Annotated in this window: 25 protein-coding genes; 9 read left to right on the forward strand and 16 right to left on the reverse strand. The window is 58.4% G+C overall.

All coding sequences use genetic code 11. The features are described from left to right. Nucleotides 1-18 precede the first annotated feature (18 nt). The gene (locus ACR0JE_RS01890) at nt 19-504 is read right to left on the reverse strand and encodes a GatB/YqeY domain-containing protein (protein WP_170532647.1); all 486 of its coding nucleotides are present in this window, start codon (nt 502-504) and stop codon (nt 19-21) included. A gap of 183 nt (nt 505-687) precedes the next feature. Here ACR0JE_RS01890 and carA point away from each other — a divergent pair, with 183 nt between their 5' ends. Beyond that, nucleotides 688-1854, forward strand: coding sequence for a glutamine-hydrolyzing carbamoyl-phosphate synthase small subunit (carA, locus tag ACR0JE_RS01895; protein WP_480862596.1), 1167 nt, complete (start codon nt 688-690; stop codon nt 1852-1854). Nucleotides 1855-1935: 81 nt separating this feature from the next. Beyond that, nucleotides 1936-3816, forward strand: coding sequence for a glycosyltransferase (locus ACR0JE_RS01900; protein ID WP_480862598.1), 1881 nt, complete (start codon nt 1936-1938; stop codon nt 3814-3816). Between the two features lie 3 nt (nt 3817-3819). Here ACR0JE_RS01900 and ACR0JE_RS01905 read toward each other — a convergent pair whose 3' ends face one another. After that, a complete protein-coding gene (locus ACR0JE_RS01905) occupies nt 3820-4467 on the reverse strand; it encodes a GntR family transcriptional regulator (protein WP_170532641.1) in 648 nt (215 codons plus the stop codon). 99 nt (nt 4468-4566) lie between these two features. Here ACR0JE_RS01905 and ACR0JE_RS01910 point away from each other — a divergent pair, with 99 nt between their 5' ends. From ACR0JE_RS01910 to ACR0JE_RS01920, 3 genes are all read left to right on the forward strand, one after another. Next, on the forward strand, nt 4567-5211 hold the full coding sequence (locus ACR0JE_RS01910; protein ID WP_480541122.1) for a pyrimidine 5'-nucleotidase: 645 nt from the start codon (nt 4567-4569) through the stop codon (nt 5209-5211). Nucleotides 5212-5297: 86 nt separating this feature from the next. Beyond that, nucleotides 5298-5546: a hypothetical protein gene (locus ACR0JE_RS01915; protein WP_480541120.1), complete on the forward strand. Its 249-nt coding sequence runs from the start codon at nt 5298-5300 to the stop codon at nt 5544-5546. A 73-nt stretch (nt 5547-5619) separates the two neighbouring features. Further along, nucleotides 5620-6816, forward strand: coding sequence for a UbiH/UbiF family hydroxylase (locus ACR0JE_RS01920; RefSeq protein WP_480862601.1), 1197 nt, complete (start codon nt 5620-5622; stop codon nt 6814-6816). Nucleotides 6817-6828: 12 nt separating this feature from the next. On the opposite strand, the gene ACR0JE_RS01925 is transcribed toward ACR0JE_RS01920, so the two are convergent. Further along, on the reverse strand, nt 6829-7956 hold the full coding sequence (locus tag ACR0JE_RS01925; RefSeq protein ID WP_480862603.1) for an aminotransferase class V-fold PLP-dependent enzyme: 1128 nt from the start codon (nt 7954-7956) through the stop codon (nt 6829-6831). Between the two features lie 234 nt (nt 7957-8190). Here ACR0JE_RS01925 and ACR0JE_RS01930 point away from each other — a divergent pair, with 234 nt between their 5' ends. Continuing rightward, nucleotides 8191-8892, forward strand: a complete 702-nt coding sequence (locus ACR0JE_RS01930) for a GntR family transcriptional regulator (protein ID WP_480541114.1) — start codon at nt 8191-8193, stop codon at nt 8890-8892. 6 nt (nt 8893-8898) lie between these two features. Here the strand turns inward: ACR0JE_RS01930 and ACR0JE_RS01935 are convergent, their stop codons facing one another. Continuing rightward, on the reverse strand, nt 8899-9357 hold the full coding sequence (locus ACR0JE_RS01935; protein ID WP_480827552.1) for an Lrp/AsnC family transcriptional regulator: 459 nt from the start codon (nt 9355-9357) through the stop codon (nt 8899-8901). Then, the gene (locus tag ACR0JE_RS01940; RefSeq protein WP_480541110.1) at nt 9354-9809 is read right to left on the reverse strand and encodes an Lrp/AsnC family transcriptional regulator; all 456 of its coding nucleotides are present in this window, start codon (nt 9807-9809) and stop codon (nt 9354-9356) included. The genes ACR0JE_RS01935 and ACR0JE_RS01940 overlap by 4 nt, the downstream gene beginning before the upstream one ends. 131 nt (nt 9810-9940) lie before the next feature. Between ACR0JE_RS01940 and ilvC the strand changes: the two genes are divergently transcribed. Next, nucleotides 9941-10963, forward strand: a complete 1023-nt coding sequence (ilvC, locus tag ACR0JE_RS01945; protein WP_480547896.1) for a ketol-acid reductoisomerase — start codon at nt 9941-9943, stop codon at nt 10961-10963. Between the two features lie 45 nt (nt 10964-11008). Here ilvC and ACR0JE_RS01950 read toward each other — a convergent pair whose 3' ends face one another. After that, on the reverse strand, nt 11009-11464 hold the full coding sequence (locus tag ACR0JE_RS01950; RefSeq protein ID WP_480862605.1) for an SRPBCC domain-containing protein: 456 nt from the start codon (nt 11462-11464) through the stop codon (nt 11009-11011). Beyond that, nucleotides 11461-11772 carry an ArsR/SmtB family transcription factor gene (locus tag ACR0JE_RS01955; RefSeq protein ID WP_480862607.1) on the reverse strand — a complete coding sequence of 104 codons (312 nt, stop codon included), beginning with the start codon at nt 11770-11772 and terminating at the stop codon, nt 11461-11463. Before ACR0JE_RS01955 ends, ACR0JE_RS01950 begins: the two co-directional genes overlap by 4 nt. A gap of 79 nt (nt 11773-11851) precedes the next feature. Between ACR0JE_RS01955 and ACR0JE_RS01960 the strand changes: the two genes are divergently transcribed. Continuing rightward, the gene (locus tag ACR0JE_RS01960) at nt 11852-12754 is read left to right on the forward strand and encodes a DMT family transporter (RefSeq protein WP_480862609.1); all 903 of its coding nucleotides are present in this window, start codon (nt 11852-11854) and stop codon (nt 12752-12754) included. Here the strand turns inward: ACR0JE_RS01960 and glmM are convergent. The 9 genes from glmM to ACR0JE_RS02005 all read right to left on the reverse strand — a co-directional run bounded on the left by glmM (nt 12751) and on the right by ACR0JE_RS02005 (nt 25020). Beyond that, entirely contained in the window at nt 12751-14094 is a 1344-nt protein-coding gene (gene glmM / locus ACR0JE_RS01965) for a phosphoglucosamine mutase (protein WP_480862611.1), read from the reverse strand. The genes ACR0JE_RS01960 and glmM overlap by 4 nt on opposite strands. Nucleotides 14095-14127: 33 nt before the next feature. Next, nucleotides 14128-15126, reverse strand: a complete 999-nt coding sequence (gene folP, locus ACR0JE_RS01970; RefSeq protein ID WP_480862613.1) for a dihydropteroate synthase — start codon at nt 15124-15126, stop codon at nt 14128-14130. After that, nucleotides 15123-16043, reverse strand: a complete 921-nt coding sequence (locus ACR0JE_RS01975) for a dihydroneopterin aldolase (protein WP_480862615.1) — start codon at nt 16041-16043, stop codon at nt 15123-15125. Before ACR0JE_RS01975 ends, folP begins: the two co-directional genes overlap by 4 nt. A 101-nt stretch (nt 16044-16144) precedes the next feature. Then, nucleotides 16145-17515, reverse strand: a complete 1371-nt coding sequence (locus tag ACR0JE_RS01980; protein ID WP_480862617.1) for a multicopper oxidase family protein — start codon at nt 17513-17515, stop codon at nt 16145-16147. 73 nt (nt 17516-17588) lie between these two features. Beyond that, a complete protein-coding gene (locus tag ACR0JE_RS01985; protein ID WP_480547888.1) occupies nt 17589-18230 on the reverse strand; it encodes a cell wall hydrolase in 642 nt (213 codons plus the stop codon). Between the two features lie 186 nt (nt 18231-18416). Beyond that, complete coding sequence (locus ACR0JE_RS01990) at nt 18417-20957, reverse strand: putative PEP-binding protein (protein WP_480862619.1); 2541 nt, start codon at nt 20955-20957, stop codon at nt 18417-18419. Between the two features lie 64 nt (nt 20958-21021). Continuing rightward, a complete protein-coding gene (gene glyS / locus ACR0JE_RS01995) occupies nt 21022-23268 on the reverse strand; it encodes a glycine--tRNA ligase subunit beta (protein ID WP_480862621.1) in 2247 nt (748 codons plus the stop codon). A gap of 9 nt (nt 23269-23277) precedes the next feature. Then, the gene (gltS, locus tag ACR0JE_RS02000) at nt 23278-24489 is read right to left on the reverse strand and encodes a sodium/glutamate symporter (RefSeq protein ID WP_480862623.1); all 1212 of its coding nucleotides are present in this window, start codon (nt 24487-24489) and stop codon (nt 23278-23280) included. A 9-nt stretch (nt 24490-24498) separates the two neighbouring features. Further along, nucleotides 24499-25020, reverse strand: a complete 522-nt coding sequence (locus ACR0JE_RS02005; RefSeq protein WP_480862625.1) for a DUF6446 family protein — start codon at nt 25018-25020, stop codon at nt 24499-24501. A 75-nt stretch (nt 25021-25095) separates the two neighbouring features. Here ACR0JE_RS02005 and ACR0JE_RS02010 point away from each other — a divergent pair, with 75 nt between their 5' ends. Further along, on the forward strand, nt 25096-25728 hold the full coding sequence (locus ACR0JE_RS02010; RefSeq protein ID WP_480862627.1) for a MarC family protein: 633 nt from the start codon (nt 25096-25098) through the stop codon (nt 25726-25728). The last annotated feature ends 7 nt before the right edge of the window (nt 25729-25735 follow it).

Genomic DNA, 25735 nt, shown 5'->3' on the forward strand with positions numbered 1-25735 from the left:
TCACATCTGGTTGGATGCTCAGCAGCCGTCGCTTGATGCGGCACAGAGGTGGTCTTTGACCATAGGGCCGACCCTGCCAAAATCCATCTGGCCGGTATAGCGCGTCTTAAGCTCACCCATCACCTTGCCCATATCCCGGATCGAACCGGCACCAGTGGACGTGATCGCCGATTGGATCGCCTGTGTGACCTCATCGTCATCCAGCTGTTTGGGCAGGAATTCCTCGATGATCGCAACCTCACGCATTTCACGTTCGGCCAGATCCAGGCGTCCGCCCTCTTCATAAGCGCGCGCGCTTTCCTTGCGCTGCTTGGTCATTTTACCAAGAATTTCAAGAACCTCGGCATCGCCGCACCCTTTCGCCTCTTCATTGTCAGAAGCGCGCGAGGCGATATCTCGATCCTTGATTGCGGCGTTGATCAGACGCAGTGTCGATAGACGTTCGACCGCTTTGTCTTTCATTGCTTGCTTCAGGGCGGTGTTCACCCGTGATCGCATGTCCATTTGGTTTGTCCATCCCCATGACAAAGGAACCCCGAACATATCCAAACAAAAAGCATGATACAACAGGGTGCGAAACCACTTAACCCATTGATAAATAACGATAGCCAAAAATTTGAACATACTTGACCCGAAGGCATAACCCCCTTAGTTATGCGCCGATTTACCCTTTAGGAGAGTTGCGCCATGGTCCAGAATGCCCCGTCCAAGCCCACCGCATGTCTGGCTCTGGCCGACGGAACCCTGTTTTATGGCGTAGGCTTCGGCGCAACAGGCCAAACTGTGGCCGAGCTGTGCTTTAACACCGCGATGACGGGATATCAGGAAATCATGACTGATCCCTCCTACGCTGGGCAGATCATCACTTTCACCTTCCCGCATATCGGCAACGTCGGTGTGAACCCCGAAGATGACGAAACCAACGATCCGGTGGCCGCCGGTATGGTGGTCAAATGGGATCCGACCGAACCCTCGAACTGGCGTTCCGCCGAAGAGTTGAAGGATTGGCTGGCTCGCCGTGGCCGGATCGCCATCGGCGGCGTTGATACCCGCCGCCTGACCCGAGCGATCCGTCAACAAGGCGCGCCGCATGTGGCGCTGGCCCATGACCCGGAAGGGAAGTTCGATATTGAGGCATTGATTGCAGCGGCGCGTGGGTTTGCCGGTCTGGAAGGCATGGACCTGGCCAAAGAAGTCACCTGCGCGCAAAGCTATCGCTGGGATGAAATGCGGTGGGCCTGGCCCGAGGGCTATGCCCGTCAGGAAGCGCCTGTTCACAAGGTCGTTGCAATCGACTATGGCGCCAAGCGCAACATCTTGCGCTGTCTTGCCTCGGCGGGCTGCGATGTGACCGTGCTGCCGGCAACCGCCACTGCCGCCGAGGTTCTGGCTCACAATCCCGACGGAGTGTTCCTGTCAAACGGTCCGGGCGATCCGGCCGCGACTGGTGAGTACGCCGTGCCGATGATTAAAGAAATTCTTGAGACGACAGAACTGCCGGTCTTCGGCATCTGCCTTGGCCACCAGATGTTGGCTCTGGCGCTTGGCGGGCAGACCATCAAGATGAACCACGGCCATCATGGTGCGAACCACCCGGTCAAGGACTTGGAGACCGGCAAGGTCGAGATCACCTCGATGAACCATGGCTTTGCGGTGGATGCCGAGACCCTACCCGAGGGCATTGTAGAAACCCATCGATCCTTGTTTGACGGATCGAACTGCGGCATCCGCATGACGGATCGCCCCGTCTATTCGGTTCAATACCACCCTGAGGCGTCACCCGGACCGCAGGACAGTTTCTACCTGTTCGAGCGTTTCGCTGACGCCATGGCGGGCCGTAAAGCGCAGGCATAATCGCCCACTGCCCAAGGTTAACCCGCTATTAACCTAAATGGATCAACCCTGACGACAGGTCGCTGCGTCAGGGTTTTTTTAATGGTTGAATTGAATCTTCAGAATTTCACCTCTGCAGCACCGATCCCGCCGCAAGGTTTGCGCAAACCCCTTGGGGCCTGTCTCATTGAACAAGGCGCAATAACGGCGGATCAATTGAGGCAAGCGCTGGACCTCCAAACGCGACAGAAAGCCTCTTTGGGCGAAATTCTGGTTGGCGAGGGGTGGGTCAGTCGCGCTGATGTTCTGATGGCTCTGTCCACACAAAGCGGCTGGCAAATTGCCGACCTTGAAGAAATCCCGCCCGCCCCGGGCTTGTCCGAGTTCAAGCCGGTGGAATTCTGGCTGGCGCATAATGTCATCCCGTGGATGCGCATCGGCCCCCTTCTTCTGGTCGCCACTGCCCGGCCTGACCGGTTTCCAACTGTCACCGCTGAAATGCAGGACTGCCCCTATGCAATCATCCCGGTTCTGGCCGCGCCAGACAAGATTGACCGGGTGATATCGCAGCAATTTGCGATGCCTTTGGCCCAGGCCGCCGAAGCACGCGTGGATGAGGCGCAAAGCTGCCGCACCTGGACACCGGTCTCGCGCGCTGTTCCGGTTTTGGGCGCATTTGGGGTGACGACCCTTTTTGCGCTGATGCCGAAGTTCGGGCTTACCATTCTTCTGATTGCGGCTGTTACCACGTTGATCCTGTTCATGATCTTGCGAGTGGCAGGCGCGTTGACCTTTCTGGTATCGCGGATCAGACCACGCGAGGCTGATCCCAAAACCGCCCCGATTTCCCTGCGACAACCTTGTGTCTCTATCATGGTCCCGCTGTACAAAGAACGCGAGATTGCAGGCGCTTTGATCCAACGCTTGCAACGGTTGACCTATCCCAAAGCGCTGCTGGATGTGATCCTGGTGCTGGAAGAAAGTGACGATGTCACGCGCGAAACCGTTGCCAAGGTCGACCTGCCCAGTTGGATCAGAACCGTCGAAGTTCCCGAGTTGAACGGCCTGACCACAAAGCCGCGCGCGATGAACTATGCGCTGGATTTCTGCCGGGGCGACATTCTGGGCGTTTGGGATGCCGAAGATGCGCCTCAACCGGATCAGATCGAACGCGTTGTCGAACACTTCACCCAAGCCGCACCGGATGTGGTTTGCCTGCAAGGGGTTCTGGACTATTACAACCCTCGCACCAATTGGCGCTCGCGCTGTTTTGCGATTGAGTACAATAGCTGGTTTCGCGTTATTTTGCAGGGGATTGCCCGGTTGGGCCTTGTGGTGCCATTAGGTGGAACCACGTTTTTCTTTCGCCGTGACAAACTGGTCGAACTGGGCGGCTGGGATGCCCATAACGTGACCGAAGATGCAGACTTAGGCGTGCGCCTCAGCCGTGCCGGATACAGGACCGAGATGGTTGATACCACAACCTATGAAGAGGCCAATTTCCGCGCCTGGCCCTGGGTCAAACAGCGTTCGCGCTGGCTCAAGGGGTTTATGGTCACCTATCTGGTGCATATGCGCAGCCCCTTGAAACTGTACCGCGATCTTGGACTGATGAAGTTTGCCGGGATTCAGGCGTTCTTTCTGGGCACTCTGGGACAGTTCCTTCTGGCTCCGGTACTATGGGTCTTTTGGTTATCGACACTGGGTGTGTCGAACCCAATGCAAACCATCTTGCACTCTGCTCTCATCCCGCCTTTGCTAATGCTGTTCATTGTAACCGAAACGATCAACATTGCGGTTGGGATGCTTGCCGTCGCCGCACGCGAGCGGCGGTTCCTTCTGCCATGGGTGCCGACGATGGGGCTGTATTTTCCCTTGGGCGTCGTTGCGGCCTACAAGGCGTTGTGGGAGTTGGTGTTCAACCCGTTCTTCTGGGACAAAACCCAACACGGCCAAGCAGCCGAGGACCTGCAACAGGTCTAAGCGTCAGTTTTCCCGCCGCACGGCATCCTGTTTGAGGCGTGTCATAAACGCGACGGAGATATGCTCTTTCAGGGCGCGGCCTGCGGCTTCTTCATCCCGTGCGGCAATGGCATCGACAATGGCTTTGTGTTCGCTCTGCGCAATCTCGCCACGCCCTTGAACCGCCAGGGACGTTGTTGCCATCAAGGCCATCGTGCGGTGTACCAGATCCAGTTGTTGCACCAGATACCGGTTGTGCGAGGCCAAATGTATCTGCTCATGAAACCGACGGTTTGCACGCGCCAAGGCGGTTGGGTCATCGACCAAAGCATCATCCTCGGCCACCATTTCCTGCAGAACTCTGATTTCTTCTTCGGTGGCATGCTTGGCGGCCAGACGGGCGGCTAGACCTTCTAGCTCGCGCCGTACCACATACAACTCAGCCATCTGGTTGTGATCCAAAGACGCCACGATCAGCGACCGCCCGTCCCGTTCCAACAAAGACTGCGTCTCAAGCCGCTGAAGCGCCTCGCGGATCGGAGTACGCGAGACACCAAACCGCTCGGCCAACTCACTTTCGACCAGACGATTGCCGGGTTTGTAGACACCCACGTCAATCGCTTCCAAGATCAGGCTATAGGCGTCCTTGTTGGATTGTCGGGATTGGGGCATGTGTCTTACGTCTCCTCGTTCGGACATGTCTATCCGTGTCCGGGCCGTGCAATCAAGCCCGGCATTGAAAAGCACCAGATTGCAGCCTAAACCCACATCATGGTCAAACCTGCCTTTAGCCACGTCACCCAATGGGTGTTCGATCTGGACAACACTCTTTATCCGCCGCACATGCGCCTGTTCGACCAGATCGAGGTGTTGATGACGGATTACGTCGTACAGGCCATTGGCGTGGACCGGGCCGAGGCCGACCGGCTGCGCAACCATTACTGGCGCGAATATGGCACCACGCTGGCAGGGTTGATGGCTGAACACGACCTGGACCCTGATCCCTATCTGCATGCGGTCCATCAGGTCGATATGAGCCATATGGACGCCGATGCCGAACTGGCTTCCCAAATCCGCGCCCTGCCCGGCCGTCGTATCGTTTATACCAATGGCAGCGCGCCCTATGCGGAACGTGTGCTTGAGGCGCGTGGACTGACAGGACTGTTTGATGCGATCTACGGCGTCGAACATGCAGGCTATCGCCCGAAACCGGAAAAGGCAGCTTTCGAGACGATCTTTGCGCAGGATGGCATTCAGGCCGATAAGGCTGCCATGTTCGAGGATGACCCCCGCAATCTGGCCGCCCCGCACGAGATGGGAATGCGCACCGTTCACGTCGCGCCAGACCCGCATGAGGCCGACCATATCCACCATCACACGGACGATCTAACCGCCTTTCTGGCGCGCCTGCGATAGGCTGTCACACTGCGACGATCTGCACATTCTGCACCTGCAGCATCAATCCTATATCCCGTTTTGCGACGAACAGAACGGAGACCCCGATGACCGCGATCGAGATGCCTCGGCGCCAGCCGATTTGGCAGCGCTTGTTTTATAGAATTCCCCTGCTTGGCTGGCTGGCACGAGACGCCGCAGAGGGCAAACCCGAAGACCTGGTGTATACTGCGGCGGCGATCTTCAGCATGTGGGGGTGCTCGGCTTTGCTATTCGGTCTGCCGGGTCTTTACATCCCAGCGGTACTGATGGTCCCAATCATGTTCCTGATCCTCATCCTGATTTCACGCGGATAGGGCACGAGACAGGATGTCACTTGGCGCAGGCGACGGAACCGCACTAGGGTCTGCCGGGAACGGAGTGAGCGCCATGAGCAACAGCTGTGACATCCTGATTTCCGGCGGTGGCATCGCCGGCATGACTGCGGCGGCGGCCTTTGGCACAGCTGGGTACAATGTGGTCTGCGTTGACCCGACCCCTCCGATCACTGAACGCGATGTTGATGGGTCAGACCTGCGGACCACGGCCTTTCTTCAGCCCGCGCAGGCGTTGTTGGAACAGTGTGGATTGTGGGGCCGGCTGAAATCGTACGCAGCTCCCTTGCAGATTATGCGTATCGTTGACGCGGGCGGTGACATCCCTGAACCGCGCGTGGTGCGGGATTTCAACGCCTCTGACATCTCGGATCAGCCATTTGGCTGGAACCTGCCCAACTGGCTGCTGCGACGCGAGATGGTGGCTCGGCTGGCCGAGTTGCCCAACGTCGATTTCCGCCCCGGAACAGGTACCGTCAGCCTGTTCACCCGCACCGCTGAGGCGCGTGTCGGCCTGAGTGATGGCAGCCGGCTCCAGTGCAAACTGATCATCGCTGCAGACGGTCGGAATTCTCCCATGCGCGAAGCCGCGGGAATTACAGTTCACACCACACGCTATGGCCAGAAAGCGCTTGCCTTTGCCGTCACACATCCCATAGCGCATGAAAACGTCTCGACCGAGATACACCTGTCCGGTGGCCCCTTCACGCTGGTGCCTTTGCCCGATTGGCAGGGTCAACCTTCATCTGCAATCGTCTGGATGGAACGCGGGCCACGTGCGATTGAGTTGCTGAACCTCGATACCAATGCATTCGAAACCGCGATGACCGAGCGGTCCTGCGGTTTGTTCGGGCCGTTGAAACTGGCCTCGCGCCGGACGATCTGGCCAATCATCAGCCAATCTGCTGCGCGCCTGTCGGGCGAGCGCATCGCGCTGATGGCCGAGGCCGCCCATGTGGTGCCCCCTATCGGCGCGCAAGGCCTGAACATGTCGCTGGGTGATCTGCGGTCGCTGCTGGATCTGGCGCAAGCCCGACCCGATGGTTTGGGCGACGCGCAAATGCTGGATGCCTATCACAAGGCGCGACACGCCGAGATTGACCTGCGGGTTAAAGGCATTGACCTGCTGAACCGCGCCTCGATGATCGAGGCGCGCCCGTTGCGCGATGCCCGCGCTATGGGGCTGAACGCCTTGTATTCGATGGCACCAGTACGCAAGACGCTGATGCAGATGGGCCTCGGCGTTCGCTAAGGCCCAACAGGTTCATAGAACCTGATCCAGAACGCGTTTCAAGCGGGCGATGGTGCCATCGACATCATACAGCTTGTCGAGGCCGAACAGACCAAGCCGAAACGTGCTGAACCCAGCCGGTTCGTCACATTGCAGCGGCACGCCAGCCGCGATCTGCATTCCCAACGCAGCAAACTTCTTGCCATTCTGAATGTCCGGATCAGCCGTATAGCTGACAACAACGCCTGGCGCGCCAAAGCCATCCGCGGCCACCGAGACGGCACCTTTTTCCTTCAACAGCGCCCGCACGCCATTGCCCAATGCCCATTGCGCTTTCCGCAGCTTATCGAACCCGTAACCTTGCGTCTCAAGCATCGTATCGCGAAACGCGGTCAACGCATCCGTGGGCATAGTCGCGTGATAGGCATGCCCCCCATTTTCATAGGCCTGCATAATCTGACGCCACTTTTTGAGATCCACTGCAAAACTGTCGGACTCGGTCTCTTGCAACAGCGCCTCGGCCCGCTCGGACAGCATGACAAGACCGGCGCAGGGCGATGCGCTCCAGCCCTTTTGTGGGGCCGAGATCAGGACGTCCACACCGGTTGCTTTCATATCCACCCAGGCGCAGCCAGACGCGATGCAATCCAGAACCATCAACGCACCGACCTCATGCGCAGCAGTAGCCATAGCGGCCACATAGTCATTGGGCAGGATCACCCCGGCCGAGGTTTCCACATGCGGTGCGAAGACCACATCCGGGCGGGTCTCACGAATGGTGGCAACCACATCCTCGATAGGTGCAGGTGCAAAGGGCGATGGGCTGGAATTCCCCGTTTCCCGGGCTTTCAGGACAGTCACCGCTTTGGTCAAAGCACCGCTTTCGACGATCTGGCTCCACCGGTAGGAAAACCACCCATTTCTCACCACCAGAACCTCGGCGTTGCGGGCGAATTGACGGGCAACAGCCTCCATCCCATAGGTGCCGCCACCGGGTATGATGGCGACGCCATCGGCGTTGTATACCTCGCGCAGCATGTCAGAGATATCGCGCATGACCTGCTGAAATCTAGACGACATGTGATTCAACGAGCGATCGGTAAAGACAACCGAGAACTCTTCAAGACCGTCTGGATCCACGGTTTCCAGCAATGCAGGCATTTCGAATCCTTCTCTACAGCATTTGGTTGAAAGACTGGCGGGATTACATGGGCGGGTAAAGTCAAAACGGCGCGACAAAACTGACCCAAGGTCAAGTGAAACAATCCCTGAGATTCCGTACTAAAGGCTTCAAATACAGCAAAAATGACGCCAATTAGTATCAGCTCCCCTTTACACTTTTGCTTGCTTCTGACCAGATGCATACACTTTTTGCTTGAAGGGATAATTTCACAGGTGAATGTTCAAAAGCGGATCAGCTTCCAGGTCGTTCGTGACGAAGTCAAACGCCGTATCGAAAGCCGCATCTGGCCTCAGGGCTCGCTTTTACCGACAGAAACGCAACTGGCTGAAGAGTTCAACTGCGCCCGTGCAACTGTGAATCGGGCGCTGCGCGAACTCGCCGATCAGGGCTTTGTCGAACGCAAGCGCAAAAGCGGGACGCGGGTTAAAAAGGAACCAAGCCGTCATGCAAAGCTAGAGCTTTTGCTGGCCCGGCAGATGGTGCAAAACCAAAACGCTGACTATCGGTATGCGCTGGTAGAACGGAATGTAGAATTCAGCCCGGGATGGCTGGCTTCGCAGCTCGGCGTAGCATGCGACGCACGTGTTCTGAATCTGACCTGCATGCACTATGCCGACAACCGCCCCTTTCAGTTGGAAGAGCGCTGGATCAATATCGAAGCCGTTCCCGAGATCGAAGATGCCAATCTAACCGATAGTGGTCCGCATGAATGGCTGTTGAACGCCGCGCCGTTTAACGAAGCGGAAGTATCGTTCAGCGCAGTCTCGGCTGACAGTCGCCTTACAGAGTTCATGGGTACGACAGCCGGGACCTCGATGATCCAGATGGAAAAGACGACATGGAAAGATGACACCCCGTTAAGTTTTGCCCGGATCACGCATCACCCGAGCTATCGCATCCGGACAAAGTACTAGACGCTGTCACCCAATCGGCCCGGGCAGCCGTTCCTCGCTGAGTAGGACATTCGCCTCAACATCGCCTGCACCCGGCAGGGTCATGATCCGGCGGCGCAGTACCCGCTCGAAATCGGACAAGTCACGCGCCACAACACGCAACCGGTAATCATACAGCCCCAACACATGTTCGACAGTCTGCACTTCGGGGATAGCACTGACGGCGCGTTCGAAATCTTCCAGACTGACCTGTCCTTTGCGGGCCAGCTTCACACCCAGGAAAACCGTAACGCCGAACCCCAAAGCCTCGGCATTCAGGCGCAGCCGGCGGCCCTTGATGACGCCGGCCTCTTCGAGCCTGCGAATACGCCGCCACGTGGCGGGCTGTGACAATCCGAGTTTGCGACCAAGGGCACCCGCGCTTTGGGTTGCGTCCAGACATAGGGCGCGCAGGATCTGTCGATCAGTTTCGTCGAGTTCGATCATACCGGCAGCACCTCGTCCCGCTTGACCCGCGCGATATGCATTAACGCTTCGATATCAGCGATATGCGGCAGGGTCAGGATGCGATCCCGATACAGCTGCTGATAATGCGCCATATCCTTTGCCAGAATGGACAGGCGCACATCCACCCTACCCAGAAAGGTCTGTATCTCGATCACTTCTGGCACCTGTCGGGCTGCAGCGGTGAACTCATCAAATGCGCGCGGCTGTGTCTTATCCAGTGTCACACGCAATGACACCTCGACCGCGTAGCCCAAAGCGGTCCAGTCAATCACTGCCTCTTGGCCCTCGACAATTCCTGCGGCCTGCATCTTTTCGATACGTCGCCAACAAACACCTTGCGTGATCCGACACCGTTCGGCCAATTCAGCGGTCGAAAGGCTGGGCTCGGCCTGAAAATGGCGCAAGATACGTCGATCAATCTCATCAAGCATGAATTTTCCAGAATCTTTCACCAACACGAATACTTCTTCTTGTTTTTTGTGAATATCTGATGCCGACGCGCTCGCCAATACCAAAAGCTCCGGCTAAAAGCACAGCAATCGAAACAGAAAGGACCAGCGAAATGCGCGTCTACTACGATCGCGATTGCGACATCAACCTGATCAAAGACAAAAAAGTGGCCATTCTGGGCTATGGCTCGCAAGGTCACGCGCACGCGCTGAACCTGCGCGACTCGGGTGCGAAGAACCTGGTCGTCGCCCTGCGCGAAGGTTCGCCCTCGGCCAAGAAAGCCGAAGGTGAAGGTCTGACGGTCATGGGTATCGCCGAAGCGGCCGCATGGTGCGACGTCATCATGTTCACCATGCCCGACGAACTGCAGGCTGAAACCTACAAGAAATACGTGCATGACAACATCAAGCCGGGCTCGGCCATTGCCTTCGCTCACGGCCTGAACGTGCATTTCGGCCTGATCGAGCCGAAAGAAGGCGTCGACGTGATCATGATGGCCCCCAAAGGCCCCGGCCACACCGTTCGCGGCGAATACACCAAAGGCGGCGGCGTGCCCTGCCTTGTTGCTGTAGACAACGATGCAACCGGCAAAGCGCTGGAAATCGGCCTGTCCTACTGCTCGGCCATCGGTGGCGGCCGCTCGGGCATCATCGAGACCAACTTCCGCGAAGAATGCGAAACCGACCTGTTCGGCGAACAAGCCGTACTGTGCGGTGGCCTGGTTGAGCTGATCCGCTGCGGCTTTGAAACTCTGGTCGAAGCGGGCTACGCGCCCGAGATGGCTTACTTCGAGTGTCTGCACGAAGTGAAGCTGATCGTTGACCTGATCTATGAAGGCGGTATCGCGAACATGGATTACTCGATCTCGAACACGGCTGAGTACGGCCAATACGTCACCGGCCCGCGTATCCTGAAATACGACGAGACCAAAGCACGTATGAAAGAGGTTCTGAACGACATCCAGCAGGGTAAATTCGTTCGCGACTTCATGCTGGAAAACGCCGTTGGCCAGCCGACCATCAAAGCGTCGCGCCGTGCAAATGACGAGCACATGATCGAGGAAACCGGTGCAAAACTGCGCGCCATGATGCCCTGGATCTCGGCCGGTAAAATGGTCGACAAAGAAAAGAACTAAGCCTGACAGATGTCAGAGTTGGGGCGACCCAAGTGGTCGCCCTTTTTATTTCGTGAATGCGTTGGCGTAACACTCGCCTAGAACAAAATCCCAGCCTGTATCGTATCCGCCACGTTTCTCCGGCGCCTCTGCAGCCCAGACTTCCCACCCCGAGTGGGTCAATGTCACAAGGGTTTTGCCGGGATCGCTCTCTTCGAAAAGCACTTCAACCTGAGTGGGAAAGTCTTTGTTCGTGCCAGGATGCCAAGTGAACGCCACGCGCCGCCCGTCTTCATAGATAAGCACCTCGCCCCAGTCGGCCCTTTCGCCATCGCACATCGTTTCATACACCGCACCACCAACCCAAGGCTCGATCATGACCGCCAGCGCTGGTTTTCCCTTGGTGGCCGACACTGCATGGCCGTCCAGCGGCCACCAGTTTGCAACGCGATGGACGAAAACATCGAAAGCCCTATTCGGCACAGCGTTCACGGTAATAGATTTGACAATTGGATCGGTCATATATCGCGCCTTTCCCGATTGATTTCTTCTGCAAAACTGCCCAGCACGTCGGACCAGTATCTTTCCAGCCATGCCCGAATGCTGTCCAACCCGTCTGGACGTGCAAAGTAAATACGACGCGTCCCTTCTGACCGGCATTCGACCAATCCGGCGTCAGACAAAACCCTTAGATGCTGCGATACCGCTGGGCGGCTGACGGGCAGCGTCTCCGCCAAGGCCCCGACCGCAGAAGGCCGGGCCGCTACCGCTTCGAAAACTCTCAGGCGCGTTGGATCACCTAAGGCTGAAAATGTATCATGGTAAGCCATAACTTACCGTAAGTTATTACTTACGTATTGTCAAATTCAGTCACGTGACATCTGTAAAATCAAAGGATAAGGGGGAGTTATGGTTCAAGACCCCAACTACCGCGATTGGAGTGGTGTGATTTCACTCGGCCTCATCTGGGGCGGTACCTTCATGGTGGTTGCCATAGCGCTCGAGGGCTATGGACCAGTGACCGTCGCAACGGCACGGACGACGTTGGGGGCGATCACCTTGCTGTGTTTAATGGCTGTCACTGGCCGTAGGGTGCCCGGACCGGATCGCCGCCTTTGGGGGTCGATTGCCATCATCGGGCTGCTGTCCACCGCCCTGCCCTTCATGCTGCTCAGCTGGGGGCAACAATATGTGCCGTCGGCTTTCGCAGGCCTTTCCATGGCAGCTATCCCGCTGATGGTTCTGCCATTGGCCCATTTCTTTTCCGACGAACCGCTGAATGCGCGCAGAATGCTGGGTGTATCTCTAGGGTTTACCGGCGCTTTGGTCCTGATAGGTCCGGGGCTTGCCCAGATCGGACAAGGGGCCGAGCCTTTGGCCCAGCTTGCCTGTATCACAGCTGCGCTGTGCTATTCTGTGGCCTCGATCTTCACCCGGCGCTGCCCGCCAATCGACCCGGTGACTCTGGCCGCGCTAACGCTTGTGGTCGGCGCAGTTTGCTTGTTGCCACTTATGCTGGTCATAGAAGGGCTACCGGAATGGGAAGGCGCGCGCTCGGGTCTTGCCATCATCATCCTCGGGCTGGTTCCGACCGCCTTTGCAACGCTTCTGCGGGTCTCGATCATTCGCAGTGCGGGGTCAGTCTTTCTGACGCTGGTGAACTATCAGGTTCCGATCTGGTCGATGGTGTTCGGTGCCTGGGTTCTGTCCGAGGCGCTGCCACTGCGATTCTTCATCGCGCTGGCGATGATCCTGACCGGGCTGGCGATCAGCCAGTGGTTCAGCCTGCGTAAATTGCTGATCGGCCGCTAGCCGGCAGCCGCTTCGACCTCGGCCACGATGCCATCGACCACCTGAGACAGAAGCGCATCATCCTCGCATTCTGCCATCACTCGGATCAATGGTTCTGTGCCTGATTTTCGGATCAACAGACGCCCCTGCCCGTTCAGGCGGGCCTCAGCATCGGCAATAGCCGCTTTAACGTTTTGCGCCTCAAGCGGGGCCTGACCGGCAGCATAGCGGACGTTCTTAAGCAGTTGCGGCACGGTCTCAAACTGCCGCGCGAGATCCGAGGCTTTACGGCCCGACAGAACCATTTCGGCCAGAAAATGCAGACCTGCCATAAGCCCGTCACCGGTGGTGGCATAGTCGCTCATCACGATATGGCCGGATTGTTCCCCACCCAGGTTGAAGCCACCGTCTCGCATGCGTTCGACCACATATCGGTCGCCAACCGCGGTGCGTTCCAGCTGCAAACCCTGCGATTGCAAATGCCGTTCTAGCCCAAGGTTAGACATAACGGTGGCGACCAAAGCGCCGCCTTTCAACTGGCCAGACTTAGCCCAGGCCGAGGCCAGCAAGGCCATCAACTGATCGCCATCCGCTACTTTTCCAGTCTCATCGATAACGACGACCCGATCCGCGTCGCCATCCAGGCAAATCCCCACATTCGCACCATGCGCCACCACCGTCTCTGCGGCCAATTGCGGTTGTGTCGATCCGCAGTTGAGGTTGATGTTCTTGCCGTTCGGCGCAATGCCAACCGGGATCACCTCGGCCCCCAACTCCCACAGCACTTCCGGCGCGGTGCGGTGCGCGGCCCCGTTGGCGCAATCGATCACAACCTTCAGGCCATCCAGCCGCACATCGCGTGGCAAAGAGGATTTGATCCGCTCGCCATAGCGAAAACGCGCATCGTCGACGCGGCGGGCGCGGCCGATATTCTGTGCTTGGGCCGGGCTGACGCCCTCTTCAATCAGGCGCTCAATCTCGATCTCGGCCTGGTCAGACAGTTTGAATCCATCAGGCCCAAAAAACTTGATCCCATTGTCGATGGCCGGGTTGTGGCTGGCCGAGATCATGACCCCCAGATCGGCGCGCATGGACCGGGTCATCAGACCCACTGCGGGTGTCGGCACAGGGCCCAACAGCAGCACGTTCATTCCAGTTGAGGTCAAACCTGCTGTCAGCGCGTTTTCCAGCATATAGCCGGACAGCCGGGTATCCTTACCGATAACCACACGGTGTACGCCTGAGGCGTCACGGCGGAAATACCGCCCAACCGCAGCCCCGATACGCAAGGCCATTTCGGCTGTCATCGGATGGGTATTGGCCGTGCCCCGCACACCATCTGTTCCGAACAACTTGCGCATCAATGACCCCTCACCAAAATCGTTGAGACCGGATTACCGGACCGCGGCCCATAGACGCAAGGCCTGAGCAGTTTCTGCCACGTCATGCACCCGGATGATCTGCACACCTTGGGACAATCCGTCCAGAGCAAGGGCGATTGATCCCGGCGCGCGGGCGGTTTTTTGCGGCTCTTTCCCGATTGATCCGATAAAGCCCTTGCGCGACACACCCAACAGAATCGGGCAGCCCAACCCGTGAAACACGCTGAGATTGCGCAGAAGGTCCAGATTGTGCTGTTCGGTTTTGCCAAAACCGATGCCGGGATCAACGATGATCAGATCGCGACGCAGGCCCATCGTCTCTAGACGTGCAATCTGACCTTCCAGAAAATCGTAAACGTCCAGCACCACGTCATCGTATTGCGGATCATCCTGCATCGTGGCCGGATCGCCCTGCATGTGCATCACGCAAACCGGCGCGCCGAGCCCGGCGCAGAACTGGGCAAGCTTGGGGTCGAAAGTAAAGCCCGAAACATCGTTGACCAAACCCGCCCCGGCTGCGCAGGCTGCTTTGGCCACCGCCGCCTTGCGGGTGTCGATCGAAATCAAAGCATCTGTTTCGGCCCGGATCGCTTCGATCAGCGGGCGTGTCCGGGCTATTTCTTCGTCTTCTGGGATAAAATCTGCGCCGGGTCGCGTGGATTCGCCACCAATATCCAGAATGGTTGCGCCATGAGCGACCATATCAGCCGCGCCTGCCCGCGCCGCGTCGACGGTGCTATGTACCCCCCCATCCGAGAAACTGTCTGGCGTGGCGTTCAGAATGCCCATGATCTGAGGTCGTGCCATGTCGAGGCCCGCAATAGCTGCGCGCGGACGGCTGAGGCGGTCCAACTGATCAGCCGGGACCTCTGCCGCTATCACGACACTTGGCTCGCGATCCCGCAACAGAACCTCGACATGGGTAAACCAGAGCGCCTGACCCGCCAACGGCACAGCTTCCTCGGGCCGGGCTGCGCCATGTTGAACGAGCGGGCGGTAGTATTCCCTCACAATTGTGCCTGATCGACGGCAACCGCGCGCAGCGGCGTCTTGGGTTCTTTCGGCAACTCGCCTCCGATGACCATCATCTCGCTGGCCTCAAATGTCGCGGCAAACCACGCGGCTAGTGCAACCGCGTCCGAAGGCGCAGCTGATGGACCGTCAACCGCATCCAACACGATCTTGGACGGGGCCCAAACGCAGATTTGGCCGTTTTTCATCGCCCAATCCAACTCGGTTCGAGTTGAAACAACGACACAGCGGTGATCCCGTGCGGCCAAAACCCATGCGTTTTGTTCGATGGACAGCAGGTCGATCCGGCGCTGAGTCATGGCGTGGCCGGTTTGCGGCACTTCCAGATCAGAGGCGCCAACACACAGGATCAGCGGTCGCTGGCGATTTTCCAATTGGTCAATCCAGCCTTTCAGGTTGCCTGATGCAATGGCGTCATTGGACAGGAAAACCAGACGCGGATGCGGGCGTTCTTCTTCGACCACATCGTGGTGAACCGCATCCTTGCCGCGCACAATTTCGACCCCCAATGCACCGGGTCCGCGATCCAGCTTCTCGATCCGGACGAACACGCGCACAGCCTGCGGTTCCAACAAGATACGCTCGGCTACTCGTTCGGCCAGCGTTTCAAGAAGGTTCAGACGCTCTGCCGCCAATTCATAGGCAATCGCTTCGGTCACGCGGTCATACGACAGGATACGATCCACATCATCGTCAATATCCGCCGTCAGCGGGCGGACTTCGACAACGATGTTAAAGCAGATGCGCTGGGTCGTGCCGCGCTCGGCCTGAAAAGCTCCGATCTCAACTTCGACGGTGTGATCGCGAAGCGAAATGCGATCCAGCGGCCCTCGGGGCGAGGTCGCCTCGGACCGTTCAGACGGGTGCGCAAAGGCAAGGCGGATTTCAGAACTCATGGATCAGGCCTTTTCCGGCTCGTAAAACAGTTCGCCCAGTCTAGGCGTTTCGAGGGCCTATAACATTCATGCAAACGCCATTCCAACCACTGATTGCGGCGTCAAGTAACGCGGAACCAGCTCATCATGCCAGCGGCGGCGTGGCCCAGCATGTGGCAATGCAGCAGCCAATCCCCCGGATTATCCGCGACCAGTACCACCTGCCGGGTCTGCTCGCGTTCAATCAGAACCGTATCACGCCAGGGACCCAGCGACCCATCCTCCAATACCAGACGGAGGTGATGACCATGCAGATGCATGGCATGTGGGAAAGCGGTTTCGTTTACGAACGCAATCCGGTGAATGCTGCCTCGCGCGGCATCCAGAAACGGATCAGATGGGCGCTCGGCGATACCGTTCAACGCCCAGAACCGCCCAAGCTGCGCCAGTTCACGCCCTGACAAGTCCGCACCGCCAAGCTGCGCGCTTTGCAACCACCGCATCGCCCCGCCCTGTAAAACCATCTGGTGCAACGGGGCAGTGCTGATCTGCGTCACCTCAGGCACGGGATTGGGTGGAAGGGATGCTATGCCATCGCGCGGGGCACGGGCCGCGCTTTCTTTCACATCGAACCGCACCAGACCAAAGCCGCCGTCTCGCTCGACGCTGACCAGACTTGCCGTGGTCTCGGCAAGAACATCGACAATCAAATCAATCCTTTGCGCGGGGGCCAACGGGAAAGTGTCGGCGACCCTCAGCGGGAATTCCAAAGGCATCCCATCCAACGCGACAATCCACCCGGCCAGGCCGTCGAGGTCCAGATCGTATATCCGCGCGTTTGATGCATTTATCAGGCGGAGCCTGAGGCGCTGGTTTCGACCCACCGAGAAGGCCGGATCAAATACGCCATTGACGGTGACGATATTCCCAAGTCGGCCCGCATGGCTCAGATCATGGCCATTGTTGAAATCATCGGTAATTTGCGCTGTTTCCGGGTCCAGACGCCAATCATCCAGCATCAGGATTAAGTCCTGATCTACTTTGGGGCCGGCGGCTTCCTCGACGATCAGGGGCCCATAGAGCCCGCGCGCAACCTGTTCAACCGAGCGATTATGCGCATGATACCAATAGGTGCCAGCGTCAGGGACGACAAAGTCATAGTCAAAGGTTCCATCGGGCGCGACAGCCTCTTGCGTCAAGCCCGGCACCCCGTCCATCGCATTGTTTATACGAATACCATGCCAATGGATCGACGTCGGTTGAGGAAGCTTGTTTACAAAGCGGCGTTGAACTCGATCTCCTTGCCGGAACTTCAGCGTTTGGCCCGGAACCGCACCCTCAAAGCCCCAGATTTCCGTTTCAGGAAACCCTTCTGGCGCAAGGCGCTGACGGGCAACACGCGCCTCAAGCTGCGGGAACTCGGCCTTCGCCGCAACGGGCAGCAACGACACTGCTGCCGCGGCTTGCAGGAATTGTCTTCGATTGAATGGCATTGCGGGCCTCCTGACCCGCAATATAGACCGCAACATGCCCCGCGCCATCAAGCTTCCAGCGCGGGTGCGTCAATCAGTTGCTCGCCGTCCGGTAGTTGTGGCGATAGAAGATATGCACACCGATCTTGGCTGTCTGTTTGTAGACCCGCGCCCAGGACGGACGCACAGCGGTTGTGTGATAATGGGTCGCCCCTTCGGTCAATTCCTTCGAGATCCCGTCAATGGCCGCGCGCGCCACTTTTGATACACGTTCGAACGCTTTCTGTTCGTGGATCACCTCTTTGCGGCCATCACAGGTATAGGTGAACTGACACTGGTATTTTTTGCCCGTGCCCTGGCGGATCACACCGCACAGGCTGTCAGGAAAGCGGCTGCTTTTGACCCGGTTCAGGATCACTTCGGCCACGGCAAACTGACCGCGCACGCTTTCACCACGGGCTTCGAAATACAGCGCCTCAGCCAGGCATTGCCAGTTCTCATCTCCGGTGGCTTTCGGTTGCTGGTCCAGCCAGTCCTTGGAATAGGAGACTTGAATTGGTTCGGCCGACTTACGCGGCTTGAACAATTTGAAATAGTCACGGAAACTTTGCGCCGGCAATTCATTGCGGGCGACAAGTTCTTGCTTAGCAGAATCGGTTGCTTCCCTCTCGGCGAAGGAAGCACTTGGCAGCATGGTTGCTGCCAATGTGGCAACAGCCATTATGTAACGTAGCATCAGATAACCTCGCACAGGCACTTAACGCGCCAAACCCTCCCCCGGCGGGCGCGACGAGGCATTTAGCGCAGTCTGGCGCAAACGTCCAGATCAGAAGAAAAAGCAAGTGGAAAATCGCTCGTGGAGAAGAAAAAATTCTCCACAAGAGTGCCTATAACCCACCATTTCTTGGGTTTCAGCCCGCTGTCAACCCCCAAGTCTGGACGAAATCGCCAGTTGAGCGGCAGCCAGCCGAGCGACGGGCACCCGGAACGGCGAGCAGGAAACATAGTCAAACCCAAGATCACGGCAAATGGCGATTGATTCGGGGTTACCCCCATGTTCACCACAGACCGATAGGGTGACATCAGGCTTGGCCAGACGCCCGCGTTCAGCGCCAAGTTTCAGCAATTCGCCTACCCCATCCGGGTCAAGAACATGGAATGGGTCTTCGGTAAACACCCCCTGCCGAACATAGGCAGACATAAACCGGCCCGCATCATCGCGCGATAGGCCATAGGTCATCTGGGTCAGGTCATTGGTTCCGAAGCTCAGGAAAGACGTATGTGGCGCAATCTCTTCCGCCCGCAAACAGGCGCGCGGCGTTTCAACCATCACCCCAAGCCGATACTCAAACTCGTGGCCTTTTTCGGACGCGACTGCCGCAGCCACCGAGTCGATGCGGGATTTGACCAGCTCAACCTCGCGCTTGGCCGAGACCAGCGGGATCATCACCTCGGGCACCACCGGCGCGCCGTTTTTGCTGGCCTCCAACGTGGCTTCAAAGATCGCGCGGGCCTGCATGTCGTATATCTCGGGTACGGTCACCCCAAGCCGCACGCCGCGCATGCCCAGCATCGGATTGTATTCCGACATCGCCTCGACTCTGCGTTCGACGTCAGAAACAGGTAAGTCCAAGGCTTCGGCCAGTTCGCGTTGGCCGCTGCGGGTCGTCGGCAGAAACTCGTGCAACGGAGGGTCGAACAGGCGGATGCAAACCGGCTGGCCTTCCATGATCCGGAACAGCTGGATGAAATCCTCGCGCTGCATGGGCAGCAGTCGTTCCAGTACCGCAGACCGCCCAGATGGGGTCTGCGCAAAGATCATCTCACGCATGACGATCAGGCGGCCGGGATCAAAGAACATATGCTCAGTCCGGCACAGCCCTATGCCTTGCGCCTCGAAATTGCGCGCGGTCTGGGCGTCTGCCGGTGTATCCGCATTGGCCCGGATCGCAATATCCCGCTCGGCGTCTGCCCAGCCCATAAGCGTCTGAAAACAATCGTCCAAAGCCGCTTCCAGCATCGCGGGCTGCCCAGCCAGAACCTGCCCGGACGTCCCGTCGATGGTCAGAACATCCCCAGTTTTGAACACCCGCCCATCCGGCGCAGTCAGAAGCTTTTTCTTGGTTTGGAACCGCATCCCCGACGCCCCGACGATACAAGGCAGGCCCAGCCCGCGTCCGATGACCGCCGCATGGCTGGTCATACCCCCCTTTTCGGTCAGAACTGCGACTGCCGCATGCATGCCCCGCACATCCTCGGGCGAGGTTTCGCGGCGGACCAGAATACAAGCCTCGCCCCGCGCGGCGCTGGCCTGTGCCTCAGCCGCGGTGAACACAATCCTACCCGTTGATGCTCCGGGGCTGGCCGCAATACCGGTTGTCAGGATATCGCGCTTTGCATCTGGGTGGACCTGACGGTGCAACAGCTCGTTCAGCGCGTGCGGATCGACGCGCATCACCGCTTCTTGCGGTGGGATGATCCCGTCTTCGGCCAGTCTTACAGCAATGCGCATCGCAGCGCGAGCAGACCGCTGCACGCGTACCCCATCCAGAATATGCACATGGCCGTTTTCGATCACGAACTCGACCTGCATTTCCTCGCGCAGTTTCTCGCGCATCAGCGCGGCCTGCGCTTTGAGATCGGCAAAAGCTTTGGGTGCCAGTTCTTCCAGTGACTGCCCGCGCGGGTCTTTTTCCAAGTACAGCGCCGCAACACCTTCGCCCAACGCATCGCGCCCCTGGCTCTGGCTCAGATACCGCCCGGTGATCTGTGGCATTCCGGTTGTGATATCAACCAGTTGCAATACACCCGAGCCGCATTCGCCCTGCCCCACTCCGGGTATCATTTCCTGAATGACCAACCCAAGCCCCGCATCTGCAGGGGCTCCTTTAGCCTGACGCAGCAACCGAGCCGACGTGCCATCCCACGCCCGCGCCATGGATCGTAAGACACCGACCAACTGCTCTCCGCGATCCTGGGGAAAGGCCTCGTCGGTCTCATCCTCATAAGCGCGCAGAGACAGTTTTAACCCTTCGCTGCCATCAGCTTCGATGTCATCAAACACATCCGCATCCAGCCGCGCGACGTGGATGGCGTAGCTTTGAACAAATCTCAGATACAGCGCGGCGGCAGCTTCGGCCCCCATCTGATCAGATAGGTCCACATAGCGCGCGTCGTTCATTCCGATGTTCAGAACCGCACCTGGCCCGCCCCAATCGGGGTCTTCGGAACTGGGTCGCACGCACAGCAACGCCGTGTCGTCAAACTGTTCCAAAATCGCGGTAATGTCAGGCACCTGACCATCGGCAATCTGTTGCACCAGATCAAAAGACAGCGCCACGGTGCGCGGCACCGGCATGTCCAGTCGAACCAGACGTTGCAGACACTTAGCCCGCCCGCCATGGGTATTGGCGGCAACGGGCGCTTTGGGCGTGATGAGCGTGGTATGCGGGTTATTCTGCACTGCGGCACCTTTTAGCTTCGCCGCAGCATAAGCCCTTGCACCAACGGCGCAAGGGCGATCTGGCTTATCCTTCGATCTTGGTCAGATCGGCCACGCTGGAACAGATCGTGCGGATCTGGCTCAGCAGGTTCAGACGGTTGCGGCGCAGGATGTCATTGTCGGTGTTGACCTGCACATCCTCAAAGAACGCATCCACTGGGCCGCGAAGGGCGGCCATGGCGGCCATGGCGGTCGGGAAATCCTCGGCCTTCAGCGCCGGGTCGATCTGCGTCTGCGCCTGATCCAGCGCGGCAAACAGCGCCTTTTCGCTGTCCGTCTCGGCAAATTTCACATCCGCGCCGTAGGAGTATTCGACGCCGTCCTTTTCCTCGGCCTGCGTCAGGATGTTGTTGGCGCGCTTGAACCCCTGCACAAGGTTTTCGCCATCCTCAGTCGCAATTACCGCGTTCAGAGCACGGGCGCGTTTGACGAGCAGGTTTAGGTCATCATTGCCGTCCATCGCGATACAGGCGTCGATGACGTCGTGGCGGATACCCTCGTCGCGGAGGAAGACTTTGAGGCGGTCGTGGAAGAAGGAGAGGAGGTCGAGCGCTCGTTCCTTTTCCCATTCTTGCGGAGGAACACCATTGTTGAACCCAGAGTCCATCAAGTCTGCGGCATCGCGAGACGCGGCAACCAAGTCCGAAACAACGTTCTCTTCAGAGAGTATTCCCATGGCTGCCAAGGCAGGTAGTTTCAACGAAGTCTCAAGCGTCTTTGACGCCACTTTCAGCATGTCGGCCATGGCCCTGCGCCCACCAACTACGAAACCAGTCGCCCAAGGTGCTCTCAGGTCATTCTCCAATACCAACCGAATAACCCCCAACGCCGCTCGGCGCAGGGCAAACGGGTCTTTTGACCCGGTCGGTTTCTCATCAATTGCCCAGAACCCGGTCAGCGTGTCCAGCTTATCAGCCAGTGCCACGGTCACCGACAGCGGCGCGGTTGGCACATCATCCGACGGACCAAGCGGCGAATAATGCTCCTGCGCTACAGCGGCCACGGCGGCATTTTCGCCTGCGGCCTCAATATAATAGCGCCCCATGAGTCCCTGAAGTTCAGGGAATTCATAGACCATCTCGGAACTCAGATCAGCCTTGGCCAGACGTGCGGCTTTTTCGGCCTGATCGGCATCTGCGCCGGTCACCGGGGCCAGTTCGCGGGCCAGCGCAGCGATGCGGTCGATGCGGTCAGCCTGAGTGCCCAGCTTGTTGTGGAAGGCCACATTCTCCAGCGTGCGGGTCCATTGGGCGATGTCCGATTTAGCGACACGCAGGTCATTCTCCCAGAAGAATTTCGCATCGGCCAGACGGGCCGAGAGGACTTTCTGGTTCCCGGCCAGAATGGTCGCGCCATTGTCGGCGGTTTCGCGGTTGGCGACGGTGATGAACCGTTCGATCCGGCCCGTTTTAGGGTTCTTCACGGAAAAGAACTTCTGATGTTCTTTCATCGAGGTTTGCAGCACCTCGGGCGGCAGTTCCAGGAACCCCTCGTCGATCTGACCCATCAGGACAACGGGCCATTCGACCAGACCGGCGACCTCGGCCAGCAGGCCCTTGTCTTCGACCACCTCAAGACCGGCGGCAAAACCCATGTTCTGGGCGTCGTTCCAGATATGCTCGGCGCGTTCTTCGGGCGACAAGACCACAAAGGCGCGTTTCAACTGGGCTGCGTAATCCTCGAACGATGTGACCGAGAACCGGTTCGGCGACATGAAACGGTGGCCTTCGGTGGTATCTCCGGCTTTGATCCCCTCGATCTCCAAAGGCACAACCTGCGCGCCCGCCTCATCGCTGAGGATGCACAGGATCGAGTGCAAGGGCCGCACCCAGCGCATCGGGCCACTGCCCCAGCGCATCGATTTGGGCCAAGGGAAGTTGCGGATGGTGGCCTCAAGCACTTCGGCCACGATCTCGGCCGCAGGACGCCCAGCTTTTTCGACGGTGGCGAAATAAACAGCGCCTTTGGGTGTCTCGCGTTCTTCCAACTGATCCCGTGTCAGGCCCGCGCCGCGCAGAAACCCTTCGATCGCCTTGTCTGGCGCACCAACCTTGGGACCTTTGCGTTCCTCACGGATCGTCGGGCTTTCTGCCAGCACCCCTTCGACCGCCAGCGTCAGGCGGCGCGGCGTGGTCAGGGCGGCGGCCCCAGCATAGGTCAGACCGGCCTCGACCAAACCATCGGTGATCCGTTTTTTCAGCTCATCTCCGGCGCGGGTTTGCATGCGCGCGGGGATCTCCTCAGAGAACAGTTCGATCAACAGGTCGGGCATAGTCGGTCCTTAGAAATTCACAATCGTCTGAATGACGATGGCATTGGCGATATCCACAAAGAAGGCGGATACAAGGGGCAGCACAATAAAGGCAATAGGCGACGGACCATATCGCTTGGTTACGGCTGTCATATTTGCAATTGCGGTGGGGGTTGCCCCCAGGGCGAAGCCACCGAAACCGGCGGCCAGAACTGCGGCACGGTAGTTCGAGCCCATGACGGGGAACAGGACCCAAAGCACGAATAGCACCGCAAACAGCGTCTGGGCGGTCATGATCACTGCTATGGCAAGCCCCAGCTCGGCGATTGTCCAGAGTTGCAGGCTCATGAGCGACATGGCTAGAAAGGCCCCCAGCGCGAATTCCGAGATGAGTGCCAGCGACGGGGTCCGTGACACTTTCGGCGCGCCCGGAAAGACAGCTGAGCGCAGATTGGCGATGACAATGCCCATGATCAGGCAAGGCACAAAAAGGGGCAGTTTTAGGCCCGCGGCGCTGATCACCTGATCCAGCCCATATCCCGTGATGATTGCCAGGTTCAGATACAGCAACACCCGCATGATCGTCAGGTGGTTGATCTGGTTTTTTGTCTCTGTAGCGTCATCGGGCAGGCCGACGCTGTGTTCTTCCTCGGGCCTACTGGGGCTGAGGTTTCGCCCTTCGATCAACAGGCGCGCTATGGGACCACCCACCAGAGCGGCCAGAACCAAACCCAAAGTCGCAACGGCAACACCCAGTTCGGTCGCACCGTCCAGCCCTGTCGCCTGGGCCACTTCGGGGGCCCAGGCAATCGCTGTTCCATGCCCCCCGATCAGCGCGGCAGACCCGAACAGAACCCCCGCCTGCGCAGGATAGCCAAACAGAGCCGCGCCCGCAGCACCGATAACGTTTTGGAACACGATGGTCGCCAATGTCAGGATCAACAACAAAAGCAATGGCTTGCCGCCAGCGATCAGATCCCACAGGCGCGCGTTCAGTCCAATCCCGGCAAAGAACAGAACCAGAAGGAAATCACGGGCTGTCAGGCCAAAGGACAGCTCGACCCCGAACAGCAGGTAGAGCAGCAGCACAACAATTGATGCCAGCAACCCCCCCGTCACCGGCTCGGGGATGTTGAAGCTGCGCAACGCAGAAACCCGGGCGTTGATCTCGGCCCCGATCAGATAGACGGCAAAACCCAGCGTGGCCGCCAGAAAATCGGGGATTTCGACGACATGGCTCACAGCGTTCCTCTATTCCTGCGGTTTGGGCGGGCATTCTTCGCCCACTACCGTACCGTCATAGGCCTTTTCGCCGCAATTGTTGAGCGCGTGCCAGACATAGCCCTTGCCGTCTTGAGTCACGGCCACGATGCGATCAACGCCATAGTGGATATTCTTGGCGCCCATGAACGCTTGCGCCTGCCCGTCTTTCAGCGCATCCGCCAAGGCCGGCGCGTCATAGCAATCGAACCAACCCGGCGCGGTCAGTGGTTCAGGGTCTTCCACCGGAGTGAAAGCGGTCATCTGATCTGGCGTCAGGTCCGTCTCGAAACACGCCCGGTAGCGAATCGGAGAGCTATCGGCATCGATTGCCTGAAACGCGGTATAGGCAATCGCTTGGGGCTGATCCGCCCCCGTCGCCAGCAACAGCACATCCTGACCGGGCTGCGGCGCGACCTCGTAATAGAAACCATAGACCTGCAGATAATACATCCCTCCGCCAGCCAAAGCGGCCGACAACAATAGGATCAGAGCGAGCAATTTTCCGGTCATCTATGACGCCTCTTTCATATTGGCAGAAAATAGGACAGGGTCCGCAGCTGTACAGGACGAAACGAGGCAACCCGCATGGATACCACCCTTGCCGTCGGTTTTTTTGGCGCGCTGTTTGCGATCATGAACCCGGTCACAAACCTGCCCGTGTTTCTGAGTGTCACGCAGGACCTGCCTGTTCCAGACCAGCGCAAAGTTGCCGCGAAAACAGCGACCTACTGCCTGGTCCTGGGATCGGCCTTTGCGCTGATCGGCAATCAGGCGTTGGGATTGTTTGGCATCAGTGTCGATGACCTGCGCGTGGCCGGTGGTCTGGTCGTTCTGATGATCGGGCTGAACATGCTGAACGGGAACGAAAGCAGCTCGCATCATGGAACCGAAGGAGAGAAGAAATCTTACCCGGCGCCCGAGACGGTGGCGTTTTATCCGCTGGCCTTTCCAATTCTGGTCGGCCCCGGCACGATCACCACGCTGATCCTGTACGCAAGTCACATAAAGAAACCCGTTGAAGCCATTGCTTATGCTGGTGTATTTCTGGTCGTCGTTGCGATGCTGTTCGTCACGTTCTGGAACGCCTCGGCCTTGGCCAAGCGCCTGTCCGAAAATGCCCGCGTGATCATGAGCCGCTTCATGGGCATGATCCTGTCGGCCATCGCCATTGGCATGATCGCCGATGGCCTGAAGGTGTTGCTGCCTGGATTGGCCTAAGCCGCGC

Source organism: Ruegeria sp. H3 (assembly GCF_056533095.1).